Origin of the sequence: Salinivibrio sp. PR932 (genome assembly GCF_001996125.1) — a bacterium.
Taxonomy (GTDB): domain Bacteria; phylum Pseudomonadota; class Gammaproteobacteria; order Enterobacterales; family Vibrionaceae; genus Salinivibrio; species Salinivibrio proteolyticus.
In genome coordinates, this window is sequence record NZ_MUFM01000002.1 from 129,073 (window position 1) to 151,807 (window position 22,735).

Below are 22,735 nucleotides of genomic sequence, written 5' to 3' on the forward strand. Positions count from 1 at the left end.
TCTCATTAATACGTGCGCTTGGCTAACTCGCTGCCGCGCTGACCTCGTCGTAATCTAAGATTTTCTCAACAAAGCATCAAGGGTGTCGACTTGTTCGGCCCAATCGGCATCCTCTTGTAACGCCTCATGGATAAAAGTCCGTTGGGCGGTGTTCCAAAACGGCGCATCTACCAAAGATTGACCATCGACCAGACAATGGCTGGTTAAGAACTGCTCGATAGCCTGCTGATCGCTTGCTAGGCCTAATTGCTCAAATAAGTGCGTTAAATCGTGCTGGAAAGTTTCCATTGTCGCTCCTCAAACCTAGTCTATGCATCCATTATTTGACTATAGCAATCCTCTAGACAGCTTGCCTTGTACTCTGGTAGGGACAAAGTGCTGGTTCGCTTGTGAGATATCTCTTACAAAGGCGTGGGAGAAAAGCAGAATCGTACCGGGTTAAACGAGAAGAGGTTGGGTTTTAGTTTAATAAAAACAATACTTTATGTTTTATTTTATATAATTGGGATAAAATTGAGACATCGCGCACGTTGTGATGCCTTGTGCCAAAGGCTCAGTCGCGTAATCTTATCGGTGTCGGAAGGGAACTGACACAGGGAACAGGAATCACCACGGACTCGGTACCTCAGGATGAGGCAGTACTTCAGGATGAAGCGCTGGCAAGGATTGCAGAAGGATATCGGATGGAACCGTTCTCTACAAGCAGGAAGCTTGTACGTCAGGAAGACTTAGGACAACCCAGGATGAGGGCTTAAGGAACACTTCAGGACGAAGTCATGGACACCTCCAGGATGGAGAGCTTATCGAAAACGGGAATTTCGGTTTGTCAGGATGACGAAAGGACACCTCCAAGACGGAGAGACATGGAACGACGCTGAAGGAATCGGCGACTGATCAAGGAATGATGCAGGGAGCACCTTTTAGTAGCAGGATAGCTGCAAGTAAAACTCTCGGGCGCGGCGCAAGCTGCGCCCTTCCTTTTTGTAGCCGGTAAACATGAGCGGTTACCCCATCTTTTCCGGTGACTCCCTGTCACGTACTGCTCGCGTGTCGCGCGACGTGTGCATCATTCTGTTACTCTAGTACAGCTTATCCATTTGCGCGAATATGGCGCGATTGTGTCGGTATGGGCCTTATTGTACAGGCATGGTATGGACCGGCGTGTCGATGCTTTTTAAGCGAAATCCTCGCAACCGCGCATGGCCGGTATAGCTATCTTGCCCGGTCGATGAAAATTCAAACCAGTAATGTGTTACCCAGCGCCAGCCCTGATCGGTGTGTGTGAGCCGATGCTTACCGCGCGCAATGGATAACACCTGAAGTCCCATATGTTGGCAATAATGCTGAATGTATCGATGCGCGTGCTCGCTTTGCCGGCGCTGTTGCCAAAACAGCATCGCGACGACAAAGACGAGTAACAGGGTAACAAGATCAGTGATCATGATGGGGTTGTTTCACTGCCGATTGCAGACGAGCCATCGCCTGAGTCAGTGCCGGAGAGGTATTGCCATGCAAGCGGCTTAATAATGCACCGCGAAGCTCAGGCATCATCACCAGATCGGCATAGATTTGTTGGAATAGCGCCGGGTCATGCTGGTCGGCAATCGCAATTAAAAAGGCATCCAATACTGCATCATCGGTTAATCCATCCCAGCACCGTCCCGCGATGGCGACAAAGATCTCTTGATGGTGGAGTGCGCGTTTATCTAATACGGCACGGATCAATTGATCGCGCTGTGCTTTTGGTGCACCCGCATGGGCGCGCAATAGTGCGCTAACGAAAAAGAGGTCGACTTCTTGGCTCTCACACAAATCGCTAAATAGCGTACGCAAGGTGGCAGCAAGCTTGTCGCTCAAGGCGCAGTGCTCCAAGCATCCCAACAATGCATATTGCGGCGTGGTTGGCATATTGGCGATCGCTTTTCTTACTCGCGTGGCATTGTTTTGCTCGTGCATACGCACGCAAATATCTGCCAAGCCTTGTAGGCCAATGCCTTGCCAGTTATCCCAGCCGAGTTCACCGTTTAAATAGTGTTGAGCCTGTTCGTAATATTGGCTAGCGGGACGACCGAGCGAGTAGGTGAGCGAAGCATGAAACATCGCCATCTTGTCATCGGTTGGGGTGAAGGTGTAAGGGTTGTTAGCCAGCTTCTCACGCTGCGCTTTGTTCGGCGTTGCGCTTAAATTCTCCCCCATGGCCGCGCTGACATATTGCAGAAAGTCGCCCATCGCGGTGTGACTGAGTAGCCCTCGCTCATCCAGTGGCATTTTCAAAAACCATACCCAAGGTGCGCCGCCTTTTGGCCAGAACGCGACAGCCATATGCGCATGATGGCGCAGTGGGTAAGGGTAAGGTTGTTGGTTCGCCTCAACGGCCCGAAACTCTGCATCGTCGAGAAGGCAAACACGTCGGCCTAAGTCGTAGACGCTAAACTGACACTGGGCATGATCAAAAAGGGTGCTCAGCGCGTGAAAAGATTCCATGGTATCCGCTCGCTGTTTTCGCTTGATGGGCGGGAGTATATCAGTTTTCACCCAGCAGATGCTTGCCTTGTACGTGTTGTCTTTCGCTTGATCATGGTATGCTTCGCCGTTTCCGTAAACACTAAGTGATGAGGGTATCAATGAGTCTTCACTTTCAATGTATCCAACTTCTTGATGAGTTGGAGCAAGTGCTAAATGATCACGCGCTATGGCAAACGACGCCACCGTCGGCTGAGCGTCTTGCGAGCACTGAGCCTTTTGCTGTCGATACCTTGGCATGTCACGAATGGCTGCAATGGATTTTTGTACCTAAGATGCGTGCACTGATTGACGCTGGGCAGACCTTACCGCGTAACTTTGAAATTTCACCTTATGTGGAAGAGGCAATGAAAGAGCAGGCCGGGCATCGTGAGGTGGTCGCTGTGGTTGTGCGGATTGATAGCTTGTTTGCCGATCAATGACAGACCTGCCGCTTAGTATTTTATATCAAGACGATCACTTGGTGGTGGTCAATAAGCCTGCCGGCATGCTGGTTCATCGCTCTTGGTTGGACAAAGGTGAGACCCGTTTTGTGATGCAAACTTTACGGGATCAAATTGGTCAACATGTCTATCCACTCCACCGGCTCGATAAACCCACCTCTGGCGTCTTGGTGTTTGCCCTATCCAGTGATGTTGCCTCGGCGATGATGCCACAGTTTGCCAATAACCAGATTAAAAAGGGCTATCATGCCATCGTCCGAGGCTGGATTGCAGACGCCGGCCAGCTTGACTATCCGCTGGTGGAAGAGCAAGACAAAATTGCCGATAAGCATGCCAGCCAAGCGCCGGAAGCGAAATCGGCGATCACCGACTATCAGCCATTAGCGAAGATAGAGTTACCCATTGCGACGGGGCGTTATGCGACCAGCCGGTATAGTTTAGTGGCGATGCAGCCGCATACCGGTCGCAAACATCAGTTACGTCGACATATGCATCATCTCAGCCATCCGATCATTGGCGACACCACTCATGGCGATGGACGACACAACCGAGTTTTTCGTCACCACTTTGATTGTCACCGTCTACTGTTGCACGCAAGCCAGATGCGTTTTAAACACCCTGTGTCTGGTGAGTCTCTAACGGTGACGGCGCCGATTGACACTCAGTGGCAAGTGCTAATGGAGGCGTTTGCGTGGCAATGGCCTGATAACGCGGATTTAATGGGAAATTAGCAGGGCGTCGTGCCGAACAGCACGACGCATTGTTGGACTTTCTTAGCGTTTGGGTTGTCGGTGTGATTTAGAGTTTTTCCAGCTCAGATTCAATTTCAGCAATTTTACTGGCGACGACTTTCTCAAGATGACGTAGATCGGTCAGGATCTTCTGTTTTACATCATGTTCGGCTTGTTCTTGCTGGACGATTTGGTCCAGTTCATCAATCACCAGTGATAAGCTGCGATTGATCTCTGTGACTTCACGAAAGCGCCCGGTGCCACTGTCCACGACCACATTTTTACGCTGGCGTGGATATTTAAACTTCATGCTCTTGGCGAACAATTCGCCTTTTTGCTTTTCAAAATAGATCTTCAGCGTGTCATAACTGGCTTCTTGGCGCAGTGAATAACGCTCGATTTTCTCTGGATGCTCAACGCCGATATTTTTTAACTGTTGGTACATAACCACCTCATAAGTTGACGTCGTAGACGCTGTGAGCCAGCGTTTCGATACAGGGCTCAGTGTAGCCCGTCAGCCACACCAATTACCGTGACCACTTTGGCTATTTTGCTTGCGATAACGTCTTCTCTAGCGCGGTTTTTAGTTGCGCTTGGTGTTCAGATGTCAGAGCTTGGTTTTGGGCGTCCGTTACAATAAAAAAGTCTTCTGCCCGCTCACCAATGGTCGTGATCTTCGCTGCATGAACACTGACACCTTGTCGCGCAAACACAGCTCCAACGCGAGCCAGTAACCCCGGAGTATCCAGGGCCACTAACTCCATCAAGGTACGGCGGCCATTTTTAGTTGGCAAGAAGAGCACCTGTGTTTTGACGGTAAAATGTTTGAGTTTTTGCGGCGCTCGACGACGCGGAATGGTGATCTTGCCCGTTTCTTCAATGGCCTTGGCGACCCCCTCGATGATCCGAGGGTGACGGTCGAGGGGAATCGCCTCGTCATTTTGATCCATGACCATAAAGGTATCGAGTGCATGGCCGTCTTTGCTGGTCATGACCTGTGCATCATGGACACTCAGGTTTTTCTTATCTAGTGCGGCAACCACGCGCGCAAATAAACTGGGCCTATCTGGGCAGTAAACAAAAATCTCGGTTCCGCCTCGGGTCGCCTTTTTACTCACCAACACCAAAGGTTGATCACTTGGATGGTGGAGCAAATGTTCACTGTGCCAAGCGATTTGCTTGTGTGTATGACGCAGAAAGTAATCGGCTTTAAAACGTTGCCAAAGCAGCTCAATATCACGCGGGCTATGCCCTTGCTTGCGCAGCATGGCCGCTGCTAAGTGTTGGTTATGGCGGATCCGTTCACGGACATCCGGCGGATTCTCTAGCCCTCGGCGCAAGGCTTTTTGCGTCGAGTAATAGAGCTCTGCAATCAAGGTGCGTTTCCAGCTATTCCACAAGTCAGGGTTGGTGGCATTGATATCGGCGACGGTCAAACACACTAACAGGTCAAGCCGTTCTTCATCGCGCACTTCTTTGGCAAAATCGGTGATCACATCGGGATCGTAAATATCGCGACGTTGTGCAGTCACTGACATCAGGAGGTGATTTCGCACCAGCCAACTGACTATATTCGCTTCAGGGCGAGATAAGCCGTGCTCAAGGCAAAAGTCATGGGCTTCGATGGCCCCAATTTCACTGTGATCGCCGCCGCGCCCTTTGCCGATATCATGAAAGATAGCTGCGATTAGCAGTAACTCGCGGCGTGCGAGTCGAGGGAAAATATCACAACAAATGGGGTGGCGTTCTCGGTTGGCCTCATTGTCAAAAAGGCGCATGTGTTTAAGCAAGCGAATGGTGTGCTCATCCACGGTATAAACGTGGAACAGGTCGAACTGCATTTGTCCGACGATCTGACTCCACTGCGGCAGGTAGGCAGACATAATGCCGTGGCGGTGCATCAAACTAAAGGCTTTATGCAGCGCATTGGGGTGGCGCACCAAGGCCATAAATTTTTCGCGAGCGTCTTGTTGTTGACACAAAAAATGGTTCAGTCGACGACGTGCAGTGCGCAGTTGGCGAAGGGTCGGCGCCGATATGGCCTCTATGGTGGTGTCGTCAGCCACATGGAGCATCATATCGAGAATGGTGTCAGGGCGTGCTTGAAATAGTGCCGGTTTGCGCGCTTCGATCGCATTGCCTTGGCGCTGAAAATCGTCACTCAGCATGTCGATTTGGTCCGGACGGCCATTGTCGATAATCACTTGATCGAAGATTTGCAGCAACATCTTGTTAAGCTCGCCGATCCGACCGAGCGTGCGAAAGAAGTCTTTCATCATTTGCTCTACCGCACGATTTCCCTCGCCACGATAGCCTAGCAATTCGGCAACGGAGGTTTGATGCGCGAAGGTCAGTCGGTTGTCATAGCGGCGCAGTTCTAAATGAAGCGCGAAGCGAATCCGCCAGAGTACGTTTTGGCACTCATTCAGTTCGCGATACTCGGCATCGGTAAGAAAGCCATAGTGACTCATCTCACGCAAGCTGGTGGCACCAAAATGGCGTCGGGCGATCCAGGCGAGGGTGTGGATGTCGCGCAGTCCACCGGGGCTTGATTTCAGATCTGGCTCCAGCTTGTAGGCGGTGTCATGATAGCGGCGATGGCGGGCTTTCTGTTCTTCCACTTTCGCGCGATAAAAACGCTCACTGGGCCAAAAGTCATCCGCATGAACACGCTGCTCTAGCGCATTGAATAGCCGCTCACTGCCGCATAACAAGCGTGCTTCTTGCAGGTTGGTCGCTACCGTCAGATCGTCAAGTCCGACACTGATGCACTCATCGACCGTGCGCACGCTATGGCCTACTTCAAGTTTGAGATCCCACAATAAGGTCAGTAATTCACTGAGTTTTTGTTGCTGGTGCGCGTCTAACGGCCCTTGGCAAAGTAATAGCAGATCAATATCAGACAGGGGGTGGAGCTCACGCCGACCATAGCCACCCACGGCAACCAAGGCGAGGTGAGGGTGCTGGTCAAAACCAAAATGCTGCCAAAGCCTCTGCATCAGCGCATCCATGTAATCGCTACGCTGATAGACCAGCTCAGGCACCGGGACATTGGCGAGGAAGTCTTGCTTCTGTTGCTCAAGGAGGTGCTGAAATTGGGCTTTGAGTGCCGCTGGGCTCAATTGGTCTTGGGTCAAACTTTGTGGCGTGATCACTGTGTCTGTCATGGCGTTCCTTTGCGCATAAAAAAGCCGGAGCAAGCCCGGCCTTTATCAGAATCTTAGTGGTTGATATGGCGCGGGATGGTTTCCTCTTCACGAAGCGTTAAGATTTCCACCCCAGTTTCGGTCACCAACAGGGTGTGCTCCCACTGCGCTGACTTCTTGCCATCAATGGTATAAACCGTCCAACCATCGTCTTCATCTAGTACGGTACCGTATTTGCCTGCGTTAATCATAGGCTCAATGGTAAAACACATACCAGGTTTGAGGATGGTTCGGTCGTTGTTTTTGTAGTGCACCACTTGTGGATCTTCATGGAAGCTCGCGCCAATACCGTGTCCACAGTACTCTTTTACGATCGAGTAGCGAGTGTTGCTGCTTTTGATGAATTTTTGGATAGCCGTACCAATGTCACCAACTGTAGCGCCTGGCTTCACCTTTTTGATGGCATGATAAAGGCTTTCTTGGGTGACACGGCAAAGGCGCTTGTCTTCCAACGAGACCTCACCAATCAAAAACATTTTCGATGTATCGCCGTGATAGCCATCTTTAATGACGGTGACGTCGATGTTGACGATATCACCATCTTGGAGCACATCCTCGTCACAAGGGATCCCGTGACAAACCACGTGGTTGATAGAGGTACACATGGACTTAGGGAAGCCGTGATAATTCAAGGTGGCGGGTGTGGTGCCCTGCACCTCAGTCATATATTTGTGCGCGATATCATCCAGTTCACGCGTGGTAACGCCTGGCTTTACATGTGGGGCCAGCATTTCCAGCACTTCTGCGGCCAACCGACCGGCAACGCGCATTTTTTCTATTTCTTCTGCTGTTTTAATTGGGATCGTCATTTTGCTTTCTCACTTAATTCGTCTCGCTCATCGAGGCAATGAGCGTCAGAGCGTGAGGGACCTCACACCCTGATAAATCAGGCATGCGCTGCTTTGACCTGCTACGCTTTGGTCACCGGTAGCGCGGGGCAGACACATTGAAGTGAGCACATGGTATCAAGCTGGGCGGTTTCTGGAAACCAGAACCACACCTTTCGCCGTTTGGGCAGTGGTGCGGCAATACGACAAACCGGCCCTCGCTTGGGCAATTTATCTGGATTTTTGCCTACTTTATGTGGTATAAAGCGCGCCGAAATCCGTCATTGTGATCAATCTGTTTTTGTCAGGTTTCATCCTGATGGCATTTCACTAAACACTTTTTATTTTAAATCACACACATATCGTCACATTGTCCGGGGTGCCCTGTGCGGGTCGGTCAAATGGGATATGTGGAGGCCTAACCCCAAGAGGAAATTATCATGGCTACTGTTTCAATGCGCGACATGCTCAAGGCGGGCGTACACTTCGGTCACCAAACCCGTTACTGGAACCCTAAGATGAAGCCTTTCATCTTCGGTTCTCGCAACAAAGTACACATCATCAACCTTGAGAAAACTGTACCAATGTTTAACGATTCTTTGGCTGAACTGTCAAAAATCGGTGAGCGTAAAGGTAAAGTCCTGTTCGTTGGTACTAAGCGCGCAGCAAGCGAAGCGGTAAAAGCGGCAGCAGAAAACTGCGAGCAGTTTTATGTGAGCAACCGTTGGTTGGGCGGCATGCTGACCAACTGGAAAACCGTTCGTATGTCTATCAAGCGTCTGAAAGACCTGGAAACCCAGTCTACCGACGGTACGTTTGAAAAGCTGACCAAAAAAGAAGCGCTGATGCGCACTCGTGAGATGGAAAAACTTGAGAAGTCTCTGGGTGGTATCAAAAACATGAACGGCCTGCCTGATGCAATGTTCGTTATCGATGCGGATCACGAGCACATTGCTATCAAAGAAGCGAACAACCTGGGTATCCCAGTATTTGCGGTAGTAGATACTAACTCTAACCCAGACGGCGTTGACCACGTAATCCCAGGTAACGATGACGCAATCCGCGCTATCCAACTTTACCTGAACGCAGCGTCTGACGCATACAAAGAAGGCCGTAGCCAAGACATCGTTGCGCAAGCAGAAGACGAGCTGGTTGAAGTCGCTGAGTAAGACAACAGCTCCTTGTGAGCGTTCTTAGCCATCAGCGTGTCATCTTTCATGCTGTAAGCTAAGTATGGTTAGCAGGGGCCGAAGTCGGGCCCCTGTTTTTTACCCAAATAGTTTCGAATCGAGGATTGAACAATGGCAACTGTTACCGCTGCCCTGGTTAAAGAACTGCGCGAGCGCACCGGCGCTGGCATGATGGAATGTAAAAAAGCACTGGTTGAAGCGAACGCAGACATCGAAGTCGCGATCGAAAACATGCGTAAAAGTGGTGCGGCTAAAGCAGCGAAAAAAGCTGGCCGTGTTGCTGCTGAAGGCGTGATTCTGGTTAAAGAAAACGAAGGCAAAGCAGCGATCGTTGAGATCAACTGTGAAACTGACTTCGTTGCTAAAGATGCTAACTTTGCTGCATTTGCTAACCAAGTGGCTGAAACTGCTTTGGCAGAAGGCCTAGAAATCGACGCGCTGAAAGAAAAATTCGAACAGCAGCGTGCTGAGCTAGTTGCAAAAATCGGTGAAAACATGGACATCCGTCGTGTTTCATTCATCGAAGGCGCGAAAGTAGGTTCTTACCGTCACGGCGACCGCATCGGTGTGGTTGTAGCTGCAAACGCTGACGAAGAAACCATCAAGCACGTTGCTATGCACATTGCTGCATCTAAGCCTGAGTACGTTAACCCAGAAGACGTACCAGCTGACGTGGTTGAGAAAGAAAAACAAATCCAGGTTGATATCGCGATGCAATCAGGCAAGCCTGCTGAAATCGCAGAGAAAATGGTTGTTGGCCGTATGAAGAAATTCACCGGCGAAATCTCTCTGACTGGTCAAGCATTTGTTATGGACCCAGCGCAAACTGTGGGCCAAATGCTGAAAGAAAAAGGTGCCGAAGTGACTAACTTCATCCGCTTTGAAGTGGGCGAAGGCATCGAGAAAGAAGAAGTAGACTTTGCTGCAGAAGTAGCTGCTGCACAAAAAGGCTAATTTTTCTGATTAAGGCCGCGGTATTCGCCGCGGCCTTTCCATAACCTTCTTCCCTAACTTAGTGCCTAATATAAGGTAGTGACATGACTACAAATCCTAAGCCTGCATATCAACGCATTTTACTTAAACTCAGTGGTGAAGCCCTGCAGGGCAACGATGGATTCGGTATCGATCCAACTGTGCTAGACCGTATGGCACAAGAAATTAAAGAATTGGTCGAGTTAGGTGTTCAGGTCGGATTAGTCATCGGCGGCGGTAATTTATTCCGTGGCGCTGGTCTTGCCGAAGCGGGAATGAACCGTGTTGTGGGCGATCACATGGGTATGCTGGCCACCGTGATGAACGGTTTGGCAATGCGTGATGCACTTCATCGTGCCTATGTGAACGCACGAGTGATGTCCGCCATTCCACTTAATGGTGTGTGTGACAGCTATAACTGGGCTGAAGCGATTAGCCAGCTTCGTAATGGCCGTGTGGTGATTTTCTCTGCCGGAACGGGTAACCCTTTCTTTACCACGGATTCAGCGGCGTGCCTACGCGGCATTGAAATTGAATCTGACGTGGTGATCAAAGCAACGAAAGTCGACGGCGTATACAGTGATGACCCAACCAAAAACCCAGATGCTGAGCTTTATTCAACCTTGAGTTACCAAGATGTACTCGAAAAAGAGTTGAAAGTAATGGATTTGGCCGCATTTACGTTAGCACGCGATCACCAAATGCCGATCCGTGTGTTTAATATGAATAAGCCGGGCGCCTTACGCCGTGTCGTGATGGGTGAAACAGAAGGCACTCTGATTACTAACAGCTAAGCCGATTTAGTGGCATAATCGGACAGTAAAATTCAATCGCAAGGATACCTCCAGTGATTAACGATATTAAAGCAGACGCCAAAGCGCGTATGGATAAAAGTGTAGAAGCGCTTAAACACAATCTTTCAAAACTTCGCACCGGTCGTGCCCACCCAAGCTTGTTGGAAGGCATTACGGTTGAATACTATGGTGCACCAACACCGTTGAAACAACTCGCCTCTATTGTTGCTGAAGATGCACGAACCTTGGCGATTACTGTTTTTGACAAGCAAGTAGCACAAGCGGTTGAAAAAGCGATCATGACTGCAGACTTGGGCCTTAATCCATCATCAGCAGGTACAGTGATCCGTGTGCCGCTTCCTCCATTGACGGAAGAACGTCGTAAAGAAATGGTTAAGTTGGTGCGCGCAGAAGGCGAACAAGGCCGCGTTGCAGTACGTAATATCCGCCGTGATGCCAACAATGATCTTAAATCGTTGCTAAAAGACAAAGAAATCTCCGAAGATGACGAACGTCGCGCACAAGATGAGATTCAAAAGTTGACGGATGCAGCGGTGAAGAATGTTGATGCGCTTCTTGATGCAAAAGAAAAAGAGTTGATGGAAGTCTAAATCTCATTAGACTTTACCACCAATGTCAAAGCGCTGTGCGTGCAGTACAGCGCTTTTTATTTGCCAAGGAGAAACATGAGTTCCCAGTCTCTTGATGCGCAGCTCGAGTCTGCCGCCCTACCGCAGCACATTGCCGTTATCATGGATGGAAACGGACGTTGGGCAAAGGCGCGAGGCAAAGCCCGTGTATTTGGGCATAAAGCCGGTGTTAAAGCAGTGCGTAAAACGGTGAAGGCGGCGTCGGAGCTTGGGGTAAAAGCCCTAACCTTGTTTGCGTTCAGCAGTGAAAACTGGCGTCGGCCAGAAGATGAAGTCAGTGTGCTGATGGAGTTGTTCATCAGTGTGCTTTCTCGCGAAGTCAAACGCTTGAACAAAAATGGTGTCCAACTTCGCGTGATCGGTGATACCTCTCGATTTAATCCATCACTACAACAAAAAATTGCCGAAGCCGAAGCATTAACAGCAGGCAATGAGCGTCTTGTGCTCAATATTGCGGCCAACTATGGTGGGCAATGGGATATTACCCAAGCGGCACGCCGTGTCGCAGAGCAGGTCGCTGCTGGTCAATTACAAGCCAGTGATATCACAGAGCAAGATATTGCTCGTCAATTGATGCTATCCGACTTACCCGATGTGGATTTAATGATCCGTACCAGTGGTGAATGTCGCATTAGTAACTTCATCTTGTGGCAAGCTGCCTATGCCGAGTTGTATTTTACAGAACAATATTGGCCCGATTTCAACGAGCAAAGTCTGTTCGATGCGGTCGCTTGGTATGTTAATCGTGAACGACGTTTTGGCTGTACCGGCGAGCAAATCAAAGCCATGCTAACCACTGATAAGTAACCACGAGGAATCAGTTTGCTCAAACAACGTGTATTAACCGCGGCTTTGTTAGTCCCTTTGGTGGTCGCCGCTGTCTTTTATTTACCTTTTCCCGCGTTTGTTGCGGTGATTGCTGCCGTAACGCTGCTCGGTCATTGGGAGTGGACACAGTTTGTGTCCAACTCTTCAAGGTGGCTTACCTTTATCGTTCCAGCTGCGGCAGTGGCGCTATCCATTTATAGTCTCCCTTTTAGTGCCTATGCGCTGAGCCATTTAGCAGTGGCGCCCTTTTCGGTAGCAGCAGCGGGCGCGGCATGGTGGTTGTTTGCCACCGGGTTGGTCTTAGCCTTTCCTAAATCCGGAGCGCTTTGGACGCACAGTCGCTTATTGCGCCAACTATTCGGTCTTTTGACCTTATTGCCCTTTATGTGGAGCGTGTTGATTTTACGCGCCGCAGACTATCAATTTTCCACCTATTACGGTGCGAAACTGGTACTTCTGGTGTTTGTGTTGGTGTGGTGTGCCGACAGCGGTGCCTACTTTGCTGGTAAAGCCTTCGGTAAGCATAAAATGGCACCGGCGGTGAGCCCCAACAAAACCCTGGAAGGCTTGCTCGGTGGACTGATTGCCGCCGTTGCTGTGACATGGGCCGGTGCGCAGCTTCTCGATATTCATTTTGCGAGTGTGGGCGCGCTGCTTTGTATCGCTGTGGTTACAGCGTTAGCATCGGTGCTGGGCGATTTGGCAGAGAGCATGTTTAAGCGTGTCTCTGGCGTGAAAGACAGTGGGAATTTATTACCCGGCCACGGCGGTATTTTGGATAGAATTGATAGTTTGACCGCTGCATTTCCCGTTTTTACCGTGCTGTATTTCGCGTTTGCGAATTAAGTAAAACGAGCGTATCACATGCAAAAAATCACTGTATTAGGTGCCACTGGCTCGATCGGAACCAGTACGCTTTCTGTAGTTGAGGCAAATCCTCAACAGTTCGAAGTGACCGCACTGGCGGCCAATAACAATGTGGAAAAGATGACCCGCCTATGTTTGCATTGGCGGCCGCGTTTTGCGGCCATGGCCGATGAGAACGCTGCATTGGAACTGGCACAAGCGCTTAAGGCGAAAGGGGTTAACACAGAAGTGTTGGCCGGTGAGCAAGGTTTATGCACACTCGCATCTTTGCCTGAAGTTGATATGGTGATGGCTGCGGTGGTGGGGGCGGCAGGCTTGATGCCGACCATGGCTGCGGTGAAAGCGGGTAAGCGCGTTTTGCTTGCCAATAAAGAGGCCTTGGTGATGTCAGGGCAATTCTTTATTGATGCGGTTTATCAATATGGCGCAGAGCTGTTACCTATCGATAGTGAGCACAATGCGATTTTTCAGTGCTTACCGCAGGTTGTACAAGCTAACCCCGGCCGCTGCGATCTGAGTGCCGCGGGCGTGAGCAAAATCTTGCTCACAGGCTCAGGGGGGCCTTTCCGCTATCGTGAACCTGAGACCTTGCATACCGTGAGCGTAGCGGAAGCGGTTGCTCACCCCAATTGGTCGATGGGACCAAAAATCTCCGTTGATTCCGCCACCATGATGAATAAAGGCTTGGAGTATATTGAAGCACGTTGGTTATTTAATGCGCGTGCCGATCAGCTAGAGGTGGTGATCCATCCTCAGTCGGTCATCCACTCGATGGTGCAAATGAGCGATGGTTCGGTACTCGCCCAATTAGGCACCCCTGATATGTGCACGCCTATCGCCCACGCGATGGCGTATCCATCACGTGTGACGACGTCAGTTGCACCGCTTGATTTTACCCAAATTGGCGAATTTACCTTTATGGCACCGGATGCCCGCCGCTATCCTTGCTTGTCTTTGGCGATTGAGGCGTGCCAGCACGGGCAAGCGGCGACAACGACACTCAATGCCGCCAATGAACAAGCGGTGGATGCCTTCTTAAAAGACCAGATAGGCTTTATGGACATCGCACGGATTAATGAGGCGGTGTTATCACAAAGCACACTTCGCTCGCCATCAAGCTTGGATTGCTTGCTGGAGCTGGATAGAATGGCGCGAATTACGGCTAAGGAGCACATTGCTAAGGTTGCAAAATGAGTGCATTTCTATGGAACGCAGCGTCATTTATTGTCGCTCTCGGTGTGTTGGTGGCCATTCATGAGTATGGACACTTTTGGGTCGCGCGCCGCTGTGGCGTAAAAGTCGAGCGCTTTTCGATTGGTTTTGGGCGCGCACTATGGCGCTGGCGAGGCAAAGACGATACTGAGTATGTCATTGCTGCCATTCCGTTAGGTGGTTATGTCAAAATGCTCGACGAGCGTATTGAGGCGGTCGCTGAGCATGACAAACCACGTGCATTCAATAATCAACCGCTGTGGCAACGCAGTGCGATTGTCGCCGCAGGGCCTATTGCCAATTTTCTTTTTGCGGTGGTCGCCTATTGGTTGATTTTCATGATGGGGATCCCAGCGGTTAAACCCGTCATTGGTCAAATAACCCCCAACTCCATCGCGGCAGAGGCCGGAATTGAACCGGGTATGGAACTTACCCACATTTCGGGCGTCGAAACCGCAGATTGGCAGGCTGTTAACTTCTCACTCATCAACCATATCGGTGATGAGCAGATGACCATAACAGCAAAGCCAGAAGTGGCATCCAGTTATAGCCGGGACTACAGATTGGATTTAACCGCGTGGCAGTTTAATCCAGAAACTGAGTCTCCGCTGACAACCTTAGGGATCACCCCTTACCGTCCTGCGATAACGCTCAATGTGGCTCAGGTAGTGGAGGGCAGTGCCGCTGCGAAAGCTGGCATTGAGTCTGGTGATACCTTAGTGGCGATTGATGGCAATAGATTACAAGCCTGGTCTGAATTGGTTGAGGCGGTACAAGCAAGCCCGAATCAACCGCTGCAGGTGACGGTGACGCGCGCCGGGCGTGAGCAGGTGTTGAGCCTGACACCGGATGCGCGTGAAAGTAATGGCAAGGTCACCGGCTACGCAGGTATTGCGCCGCAAATGGCACCTTGGCCGGAGGCTTACCGTTTTACGCAGCAGTATGGGCCGCTTGCGGCGATCCCTGAGGCAGTCAGTAAAACCGGACAGGTTATCAGCCTCACCGTCAATATGGTGAAAAAGCTGATTGTAGGGGATGTGGGCGTCAATAACCTGAGCGGGCCGATTTCTATCGCCAAAGGCGCAGGGATGACAGCTGAGATCGGATTGATCTCATTTTTAGGGTTTATGGCGCTGATCAGCGTTAACCTTGGCATTATCAATTTGCTACCCCTACCGGTCTTAGACGGCGGGCATTTATTGTTCTTTGGTATTGAAGCGGTCACGCGCCGTCCTGTACCAGAGCGTGTACAAGACTTTGGGTATCGCATCGGCGCTGCCGTGTTGATGATGGTAATGGCAGTGGCATTGTTTAACGACTTCGCCCGACTTTAAACGGTTAGTATTCAAGGATAAGTCAGAAGCACATGGCGATGAAAAAACTATTAATAGCGTCTCTTTTAGTCAGTAGCAGTGTGGCGCACGCGGATACATTCCAAGTCAGCGATATCCGTTTTGAGGGCCTACAGCGAGTCAGTTTAGGGGCCGCATTGCTCTCCATGCCGGTGCGTGTTGGAGACAAGGTGGATGATGGCGATGTCGCGGATGTCATCAATGCTCTGTTTGCATCGGGTAACTTTGAAGATGTGCGTGTTTATCGTGATGATGATGCACTCTTAGTGAAAGTGATCGAACGCCCAACCATTGCCAGCATTTCGTTTTCAGGCAACAAAGCCATCAAAGAAGAGCAACTGAAAGAAAACCTGACCGCATCAGGGTTGCGTGTAGGTGAGGCGTTAGACCGCACCAAGCTCAGCAAGATTGAAAAAGGCTTAGAAGATTTCTACTACAGCGTGGGAAAATATAGTGCATCGGTGAAAGCCGTGGTCACACCTTTACCACGTAACCGTGCGGATTTGAAATTTGTCTTCACCGAGGGTGTTTCTGCAAAAATCGAGCAGATTAACTTTGTGGGTAACCAAGTCTTCAGTGATGAAGAGCTGCGCGATAATTTCGACTTGCGTGTTGATGTTCCTTGGTGGAACTTCTTGGCTAACGAGAAATACCAAAAGCAAGTGCTGGCGGGTGACTTGGAAAAGCTACGCAGCTACTACCTAAATCGCGGCTATTTGAAGTTCCGCGTTGAATCGACCCAAGTGGCGATTTCTCCGGATAAAAAAGGGGTATACATCACCTTAAATGTTAACGAAGGTAAGCCCTATCAAGTGGCGGATCTAAGCTTCCGCGGCGATCCTGAGAATGAGGAAATCTACCGCTCGTTAGTGGGCTTTACCCGAGGTGATACCTATAACGGGGATAAGGTCACTGCGTTGGAGGAGTCGATTAAGCGCCACCTTGGTGAAACCGGCTTTGCCTACCCGAAAGTGAGTACCTTGCCGACGTTTGATGATAAGAATCAGCAAGTGTCGCTGACGGTCAACGTTGAGCCGGGCAAACGCATCTATGTACGAAACATTCGTTTTACCGGTAATACCACCACCAAGGATGAAGTGCTGCGCCGTGAGATGCGTCAACTTGAAGGCACTTGGCTTAATGCCAAGGCTGTGACTCGCGGTAAAGAACGTCTCAACCGAACCGGTTTTTTCCAAAGTGCTGAAGTAGACACCACGCGGGTACCAGGCACCGACGATCAGGTTGATGTAAATTACAAAGTCAAAGAAGCCAACTCGGGCAGCATCAACTTTGGTATCGGCTATGGTACCGAGTCAGGCGCAAGCTTACAGCTCGGCTTACAGCAAGATAACTTTGCTGGTACGGGTAATCGCTTTGGTATTAATGCCATGGTTAACGATTACCGTAAGAACCTGACGCTTGAGTATCGTGACCCCTACTTTACCCTCGATGGTGTTAGCCTCGGGGGCAAGGTGTTCTATAACGAGTTTGAGGCGCGAGATGCGAACATCGTCGAGTACACAAATAAAAGTTATGGGTCGAAACTGACGTGGGGCTTTTGGACCGATGAACTGAACTCAATTGATTTTGGGTTGGGCTATACCCACAACAAAATTGAAAACATCGGTAAATATTACCAAATTGACAAGTTTATGGAGCGTCACAAGGATCATCAAACTAGCAATGGTGGTTTGGAAGTTGATGACTTTGATTTATCCGTTTCATGGACCCGTAATAACCTCAACCGTGGTTATTTCCCTACGGCAGGTAACTATCAGCGAGCTTCTTACCGAATGACAGTGCCGGGCTCTGACGTCCAGTATTTTAAAATGCAATATGATATCCGTCAGTATGTGCCGTTAACTCAAGAGCATGAGTTCACGCTGTTGATGCGCGGTCGCCTTGGTTACGGCAATGGCTATGGCCAGATCAATGGCCAAGATCATATGTTGCCGTTTTATGAAAACTACTACGCGGGTGGTTTCTCGACCTTGCGTGGTTTCCGCTCGAACACTGTTGGACCCAAAGCCATTTACAAAGACAAAGAAAGTGGCGGTTCTGTTCAGCCGGACGGAGATAAAGAGTATAGCGAAGGTAGCTATGGTTCGAGTGATGCAGTGGGTGGTAACGCCATCGCACAAGGTAGCTTAGAGCTGATTGTGCCCACTCCGTTTGCCTCTGACGAAGCGCGTCAGCAAATTCGTACCAGTGTCTTTGTGGACGCTGCCTCAGTGTGGGACACCGAGTTTGACAGTAGTGAACTGGTAGCAAATGGTTATCCCGCTGGCACGAAAGATTACTCAGATCCATCCAATATCAGTGCCTCTTACGGGGTAGCCCTACAGTGGATGTCACCGATGGCACCTTTGGTGTTTTCAATTGCAAAACCTATTACAAGCCAGCCTGGCGATGATGAAGAGTTCTTTACCTTCACTATCGGGCGCACATTCTGATCATCAGAAAGGAGACTATTGTGAAATCATTTTTGAAAGCAGCGGGACTTAGTGTCGCAATTCTGACCACGTCCATGTACGCATCAGCGGCTGATGCTGCACAGAAAGTGGGCTACGTATCGACTGGGGCGGTGATGTCTCAGCTGGCTCAAAAAAACAACCTAAACGAAAAACTGCGTGCTGAATTCAAAGACCGTGTAGCGGAAATTGAGCGCATGAAAGAAAAGCTCTCAGAAGGGGTTGAAAAGCTGAAACGCAACGGCGAGCTGATGAGCGAAGATGAGCGCATCAAACTGCAGCGTGAACTCCAATCGATGGAGTCGGACTACAAATTAAAAGTAAAAGCGTTACAGGAAGATCAACGCAAGCGTGGTGGCCAAGAAGAGTCTAAACTGGTCAAAAAGCTAAAAACCGCCATCGATCAAGTGGCTGAGCAAGAGGGTTACGACATTGTATTGGATGCCAATGCCATCTTGTACGCTAACCCAGGCGACGATCTCTCTGAAAAAGTCATTAATGCAGTAAAATAACAAACAATCGAGGAGCCCATGGTTTCGATTACTCTCGCTGAATTAGCGGAAAAACTGGACGCTCAGCTCCACGGAGACGGTGCTGTAACAATAACCTCGCTAGCAGGGATGAATTCAGCGAGAGAAGGGCAAATCACCTTCTTATCGAGCCCGAAATACCGCAAACACTTGGCACAGTGCCGTGCCAGTGCGGTGATGTTAAAAGAAGCGGACGTGTCATACTGCCAAGGCAATGCCTTGGTGGTTGCTGACCCTTATGTGGCTTATGCCAAAGTGGCCCAAATTTTAGATACCACACCTGCCTGTGCCACTGACATTGCGCCGACTGCGGTAGTTGCCGAAGATGCCATTCTGGGTGAAGGCGTGGCGATTGGTCCTAACGCGGTGGTCGAGTCCGGAACCTTAATTGGTGATGGCGTGCAGATTGGTGCGGGCTGTTTTGTCGGCAAAGGCGCCAAACTGGGTGCACGAACCAAACTTTGGGCCAATGTCACCATTTACCATGATGTGGTTTTGGGTGAGGACTGCTTGGTACAGGCGGGAACCGTAATCGGCGCGGATGGCTTTGGCTACGCGAATGAAAAAGGTAAGTGGATTAAGATCCCGCAGCTAGGTCGTGTTGTGATTGGTGATCGGGTAGAAATTGGTGCGTGTACGACCATTGACCGTGGTGCATTGGACGATACCTGCATTGCTGATGGCGTGATTATCGACAACCAGTGTCAGATTGCGCATAATGTATCGATCGGCGAAAACACGGCAGTGGCTGGTGCAACTGTGATGGCAGGCAGCCTAAAAGTAGGTAAGCACTGCATCATCGGCGGCGCCAGTGTGTTTAATGGCCATATGGAAATCACAGACAACGTTACCATCACAGGTATGGCGATGGTAATGCGACCGATTACTGAGCCGGGCATGTACTCGTCCGGCATTCCGTTACAGCCCAACCGCGAGTGGCGGAAAACAGCCGCGCGTGTGCTCAAGATTGACGAGATGCACAAGCGGCTAAAAGAGCTCGAAAAACAGCTCGATAACCAAGCTTAACGCAACTGATTGCAGGCCCGCCTCAAAAACGCGGGCCGTTTTGCGTTAAAGAAGTCAGTATTGGATTTGAACGGGAATACTACCTTGACTCGCGAAAACAAAGTGTTACACATCAACGAAATTAAAGAGCTGCTACCACATCGCTATCCGTTTTTGTTGATTGATCGCGTTACCGATTATGAAGAAGGTCAATACCTTCACGCGATAAAAAATATTACCGTGAATGAGCCTCAATTTACCGGCCACTTTCCTCAGTTGCCTGTGTTTCCTGGTGTATTGATCCTTGAATCAATGGCTCAAGCCACTGGCTTGTTGGCATTTAAGACATTCGGGAAGCCAAAAGACAACGAGCTATACTATTTTGCAAGCGTTGATAACGCGAAATTCCGCCGTCCTGTCACACCGGGAGACCAACTGGTCCTCGAGGTGGAGTTTATAAAAGAGCGCCGAGGAATTGCTGCCTTTACCGGAGTAGCGAAAGTAGACGGAGACGTTGTCTGCTCGGCGGAACTGAAGTGCGCAAGAAGAGAGATCTAATTGTGATCCACGAAACTGCCTATATCCACCCGACCGCCGTTGTAGAAGACGGGGTGACATTGGGAGAAAACGTTAAGATTGGCGCATTTTCTTATATCGGAGAAGGTGTTGAGATTGGTGCGGGTACCGAAGTCATGACCCATGTCGTGATTAAAGGGCCTACGCGTATCGGCCAAGATAACCGCATCTATCAATTCGCATCGATCGGTGAAGCGTGCCAAGACCTGAAATATGCGGGTGAGCCCACGACGCTAGAAATTGGCGATCGCAACACCATTCGTGAAAGTGTCACCATGCACCGTGGTACGGTACAAGACAAAGGTGAGACCAAAGTTGGCAATGATAACCTATTCATGATCAACGCCCACGTGGCACACGATTGTGTGATCGGAAATCACTGTATTTTTGCCAACAATGCGACCCTAGCCGGTCATGTACACATCGACGATTACGTCATTGTGGGCGGCATGTCTGCGATCCACCAATTCTGTGTGGTGGGTAGCCATGCGATGTTAGGTGGCGGTTCTATTGTGGTCCAAGATGTACCACCCTATGTGATGGCTCAGGGTAATCATTGCGCGCCTTTCGGTATTAACGTGGAAGGTTTGAAGCGTCGCGGATTCGAGAAAGCCTCGATTCGTGCGATTCGTGCGGTTTACAAGAACATGTATCGTTCCGGTAAAACCCTTGAAGAGGTCAAACAGGCGTTGGCTAGTCAGGTCGAGGACGATCCTGCCTTGGCCCTTTTTGTTGACTTCTTTGAACGTTCAACACGAGGCATCATTCGTTAATGTTGCCCAGCGAACGTCCATTACGAGTGGGAATTGTCGCCGGAGAAATCTCCGGCGATGTTTTAGGTGAAGGCCTTATCAAGGCAATTAAGGCCCAATACGGCAATGTTGAATTTGTCGGTATTGGTGGGCCGCGCATGATTGCGCAAGGCTGCCAGAGCCTATTTGATATGGAAGAGCTTGCTGTAATGGGGCTGGTTGAAGTGCTCGGCCGTTTGCCCCGTTTGCTGAAGGTGAAAGCGAGCCTCGTCAAATACTTCACTACCCATCCCCCCGATGTGTTTATCGGTATTGATGCGCCTGATTTCAACTTACGTCTCGAAGCATCGTTAAAACAGGCCGGCATTAAAACGGTTCACTATGTCAGTCCCTCGGTCTGGGCATGGCGTCAAAAGCGTATTTTTAAAATTGCGGCCGCGACCGATCTTGTCTTGGCGTTTTTACCCTTCGAAAAAGCGTTTTACGATAAGTTCAACGTGCCCTGCGCGTTTGTCGGCCACACTATGGCCGATAGCATTCCCATGCAAGTCGATCAGCGCGAAGCACAACAAGCGTTGGGGCTGGATACCAACAAACGTTGGTTAGCCGTCTTGCCGGGAAGTCGTGGGAGTGAGATGGCAATGTTGGCGCCGCCATTTTTGCAAACCTGCCAGCGTCTTTCACAGCAGTATCCTGATCTCGGCTTTGTGGTCGCCTTGGTGAATGACGCACGCCGTGCACAATTCGAGCAGGCGTGGCAAACCCATGCGCCGGAATTGTCATTTACCTTGGTGAATGATACGGCAAGACAAGTGATCAGTGCTTCTGATGCGGTGTTGCTGGCCTCTGGTACCGTTGCCCTTGAGTGTATGTTACTGAAGCGTCCCATGGTTGTAGGCTATAAAGTGAAGCCTTTGACTGCGTGGCTAGCACGGCGTTTGCTCAAAACGCGCTATGTGTCTTTGCCCAATATCCTCGCCGATGCCCCTTTGGTGCCCGAGTTATTGCAAGAAGAGTGCGAGCCTGAGGCGCTGGCAGCAGCTGTTTCACGGATGTTGGATGGCGATAACCAAGCCTTGCTTGAGACTTTTACACAGCTGCATCAAACCATTCGTAAAGATGCGGATGCCTCTGCAGCCTCCGCAGTATTAGAGTTAGTAAAAAATCATGACAGATGAGGCATTTGTATACCCTGACGCACGCTTGATTGCTGGCGTGGATGAAGTCGGGCGAGGTCCTTTGGTGGGCGCGGTTGTCACGGCGGCTGTTATCCTCGATCCGAATCAACCGATTGAAGGGCTCACCGATTCAAAAAAGCTGAGTGAGAAAAAACGTCTCGCGTTGTACGATGAAATCAAAGCCAAAGCCTTGGCGTGGTCGGTAGGGCGCGCAGAGCCCGAAGAAATTGATCGCTTAAATATTCTTCAGGCCACCATGGTCGCGATGCAACGCGCTATTGCAGGCCTAGCCGTTACTCCCGATTACGCATTGATTGATGGTAATCGTGTTCCCTCGCTCCCGATGCCGGCGCAAGCGGTGGTGAAAGGCGACTTGCGCGTCGCCGAGATCAGTGCGGCGTCGATCTTGGCGAAAGTAGACCGTGATAGAGAAATGGCTGAGTTGGACATCGCCTATCCGGCCTATGGATTTGCCCAGCATAAAGGCTATCCTACCAAGGCGCATATGGCCGCATTGAGTGAGCATGGCGCTTTACCAATGCACAGAAAAAGCTTTAAACCGGTTAAACGCGCCCTTGGTTTAGCGTAAGTGACGGCGCTTTATCATTTCCAATCCCTAGATAGTAAC

The 22,735-nt window shown here is 50.2% G+C and carries 23 protein-coding genes; 17 read left to right on the top strand and 6 right to left on the bottom strand.

Annotated features, from left to right (window positions below; translation table 11 throughout):
* Window positions 1-54: 54 nt before the first annotated feature.
* From BZG84_RS01460 to BZG84_RS01475, 3 genes are all read right to left on the bottom strand, one after another.
* Window positions 55-288: a DUF2789 domain-containing protein gene (locus BZG84_RS01460; protein WP_077480080.1), complete on the bottom strand. Its 234-nt coding sequence runs from the start codon at window positions 286-288 to the stop codon at window positions 55-57.
* 845 nt (window positions 289-1,133) lie between these two features.
* On the bottom strand, window positions 1,134-1,442 hold the full coding sequence (locus BZG84_RS01470) for a DUF3301 domain-containing protein (RefSeq protein WP_077480082.1): 309 nt from the start codon (window positions 1,440-1,442) through the stop codon (window positions 1,134-1,136).
* Window positions 1,432-2,484, bottom strand: a complete 1,053-nt coding sequence (locus BZG84_RS01475; protein ID WP_077480083.1) for a DUF3549 family protein — start codon at window positions 2,482-2,484, stop codon at window positions 1,432-1,434. The genes BZG84_RS01470 and BZG84_RS01475 overlap by 11 nt, the downstream gene beginning before the upstream one ends.
* Window positions 2,485-2,624: 140 nt before the next feature.
* Between BZG84_RS01475 and BZG84_RS01480 the strand changes: the two genes are divergently transcribed.
* Window positions 2,625-2,945, top strand: a complete 321-nt coding sequence (locus BZG84_RS01480; protein ID WP_069588592.1) for a YqcC family protein — start codon at window positions 2,625-2,627, stop codon at window positions 2,943-2,945.
* Window positions 2,942-3,697, top strand: a complete 756-nt coding sequence (gene truC, locus BZG84_RS01485; RefSeq protein WP_077677945.1) for a tRNA pseudouridine(65) synthase TruC — start codon at window positions 2,942-2,944, stop codon at window positions 3,695-3,697. The genes BZG84_RS01480 and truC overlap by 4 nt, the downstream gene beginning before the upstream one ends.
* Window positions 3,698-3,764: 67 nt before the next feature.
* Here the strand turns inward: truC and BZG84_RS01490 are convergent, their stop codons facing one another.
* The 3 genes from BZG84_RS01490 to map all read right to left on the bottom strand — a co-directional run bounded on the left by BZG84_RS01490 (window position 3,765) and on the right by map (window position 7,712).
* Complete coding sequence (locus BZG84_RS01490) at window positions 3,765-4,142, bottom strand: DUF3461 family protein (protein WP_069588596.1); 378 nt, start codon at window positions 4,140-4,142, stop codon at window positions 3,765-3,767.
* A gap of 100 nt (window positions 4,143-4,242) precedes the next feature.
* Window positions 4,243-6,864 carry a bifunctional uridylyltransferase/uridylyl-removing protein GlnD gene (glnD, locus tag BZG84_RS01495; RefSeq protein WP_077480085.1) on the bottom strand — a complete coding sequence of 874 codons (2,622 nt, stop codon included), beginning with the start codon at window positions 6,862-6,864 and terminating at the stop codon, window positions 4,243-4,245.
* Window positions 6,865-6,917: 53 nt separating this feature from the next.
* Complete coding sequence (gene map / locus BZG84_RS01500) at window positions 6,918-7,712, bottom strand: type I methionyl aminopeptidase (RefSeq protein ID WP_069588600.1); 795 nt, start codon at window positions 7,710-7,712, stop codon at window positions 6,918-6,920.
* 458 nt (window positions 7,713-8,170) lie between these two features.
* Between map and rpsB the strand changes: the two genes are divergently transcribed.
* The 15 genes from rpsB to rnhB all read left to right on the top strand — a co-directional run bounded on the left by rpsB (window position 8,171) and on the right by rnhB (window position 22,696).
* A complete protein-coding gene (gene rpsB, locus BZG84_RS01505; RefSeq protein WP_069588601.1) occupies window positions 8,171-8,899 on the top strand; it encodes a 30S ribosomal protein S2 in 729 nt (242 codons plus the stop codon).
* A gap of 132 nt (window positions 8,900-9,031) precedes the next feature.
* On the top strand, window positions 9,032-9,874 hold the full coding sequence (tsf, locus tag BZG84_RS01510) for a translation elongation factor Ts (protein WP_069588603.1): 843 nt from the start codon (window positions 9,032-9,034) through the stop codon (window positions 9,872-9,874).
* Between the two features lie 83 nt (window positions 9,875-9,957).
* Entirely contained in the window at window positions 9,958-10,686 is a 729-nt protein-coding gene (gene pyrH / locus BZG84_RS01515) for a UMP kinase (RefSeq protein WP_069588604.1), read from the top strand.
* 53 nt (window positions 10,687-10,739) lie between these two features.
* Window positions 10,740-11,297, top strand: coding sequence for a ribosome recycling factor (gene frr, locus BZG84_RS01520; RefSeq protein WP_077482095.1), 558 nt, complete (start codon window positions 10,740-10,742; stop codon window positions 11,295-11,297).
* A 75-nt stretch (window positions 11,298-11,372) separates the two neighbouring features.
* A complete protein-coding gene (locus tag BZG84_RS01525; protein WP_077675160.1) occupies window positions 11,373-12,143 on the top strand; it encodes an isoprenyl transferase in 771 nt (256 codons plus the stop codon).
* A 15-nt stretch (window positions 12,144-12,158) separates the two neighbouring features.
* Window positions 12,159-13,010: a phosphatidate cytidylyltransferase gene (locus BZG84_RS01530; protein WP_077663040.1), complete on the top strand. Its 852-nt coding sequence runs from the start codon at window positions 12,159-12,161 to the stop codon at window positions 13,008-13,010.
* 18 nt (window positions 13,011-13,028) lie between these two features.
* Window positions 13,029-14,225 carry a 1-deoxy-D-xylulose-5-phosphate reductoisomerase gene (gene ispC, locus BZG84_RS01535; RefSeq protein ID WP_077480442.1) on the top strand — a complete coding sequence of 399 codons (1,197 nt, stop codon included), beginning with the start codon at window positions 13,029-13,031 and terminating at the stop codon, window positions 14,223-14,225.
* Window positions 14,222-15,577, top strand: a complete 1,356-nt coding sequence (gene rseP, locus BZG84_RS01540) for a sigma E protease regulator RseP (protein ID WP_077480443.1) — start codon at window positions 14,222-14,224, stop codon at window positions 15,575-15,577. The genes ispC and rseP overlap by 4 nt, the downstream gene beginning before the upstream one ends.
* 32 nt (window positions 15,578-15,609) lie before the next feature.
* A complete protein-coding gene (bamA, locus tag BZG84_RS01545; RefSeq protein WP_077480444.1) occupies window positions 15,610-18,048 on the top strand; it encodes an outer membrane protein assembly factor BamA in 2,439 nt (812 codons plus the stop codon).
* Between the two features lie 20 nt (window positions 18,049-18,068).
* Window positions 18,069-18,578 carry an OmpH family outer membrane protein gene (locus BZG84_RS01550; protein WP_069588615.1) on the top strand — a complete coding sequence of 170 codons (510 nt, stop codon included), beginning with the start codon at window positions 18,069-18,071 and terminating at the stop codon, window positions 18,576-18,578.
* A gap of 18 nt (window positions 18,579-18,596) precedes the next feature.
* Window positions 18,597-19,622 carry a UDP-3-O-(3-hydroxymyristoyl)glucosamine N-acyltransferase gene (gene lpxD, locus BZG84_RS01555; protein WP_077663042.1) on the top strand — a complete coding sequence of 342 codons (1,026 nt, stop codon included), beginning with the start codon at window positions 18,597-18,599 and terminating at the stop codon, window positions 19,620-19,622.
* A gap of 84 nt (window positions 19,623-19,706) precedes the next feature.
* On the top strand, window positions 19,707-20,159 hold the full coding sequence (fabZ, locus tag BZG84_RS01560) for a 3-hydroxyacyl-ACP dehydratase FabZ (protein ID WP_069588651.1): 453 nt from the start codon (window positions 19,707-19,709) through the stop codon (window positions 20,157-20,159).
* 2 nt (window positions 20,160-20,161) lie between these two features.
* On the top strand, window positions 20,162-20,950 hold the full coding sequence (gene lpxA, locus BZG84_RS01565) for an acyl-ACP--UDP-N-acetylglucosamine O-acyltransferase (protein WP_077480446.1): 789 nt from the start codon (window positions 20,162-20,164) through the stop codon (window positions 20,948-20,950).
* Window positions 20,950-22,107 carry a lipid-A-disaccharide synthase gene (gene lpxB, locus BZG84_RS01570; protein WP_077480447.1) on the top strand — a complete coding sequence of 386 codons (1,158 nt, stop codon included), beginning with the start codon at window positions 20,950-20,952 and terminating at the stop codon, window positions 22,105-22,107. The genes lpxA and lpxB overlap by 1 nt, the downstream gene beginning before the upstream one ends.
* On the top strand, window positions 22,097-22,696 hold the full coding sequence (rnhB, locus tag BZG84_RS01575; RefSeq protein WP_077480448.1) for a ribonuclease HII: 600 nt from the start codon (window positions 22,097-22,099) through the stop codon (window positions 22,694-22,696). Before lpxB ends, rnhB begins: the two co-directional genes overlap by 11 nt.
* The last annotated feature ends 39 nt before the right edge of the window (window positions 22,697-22,735 follow it).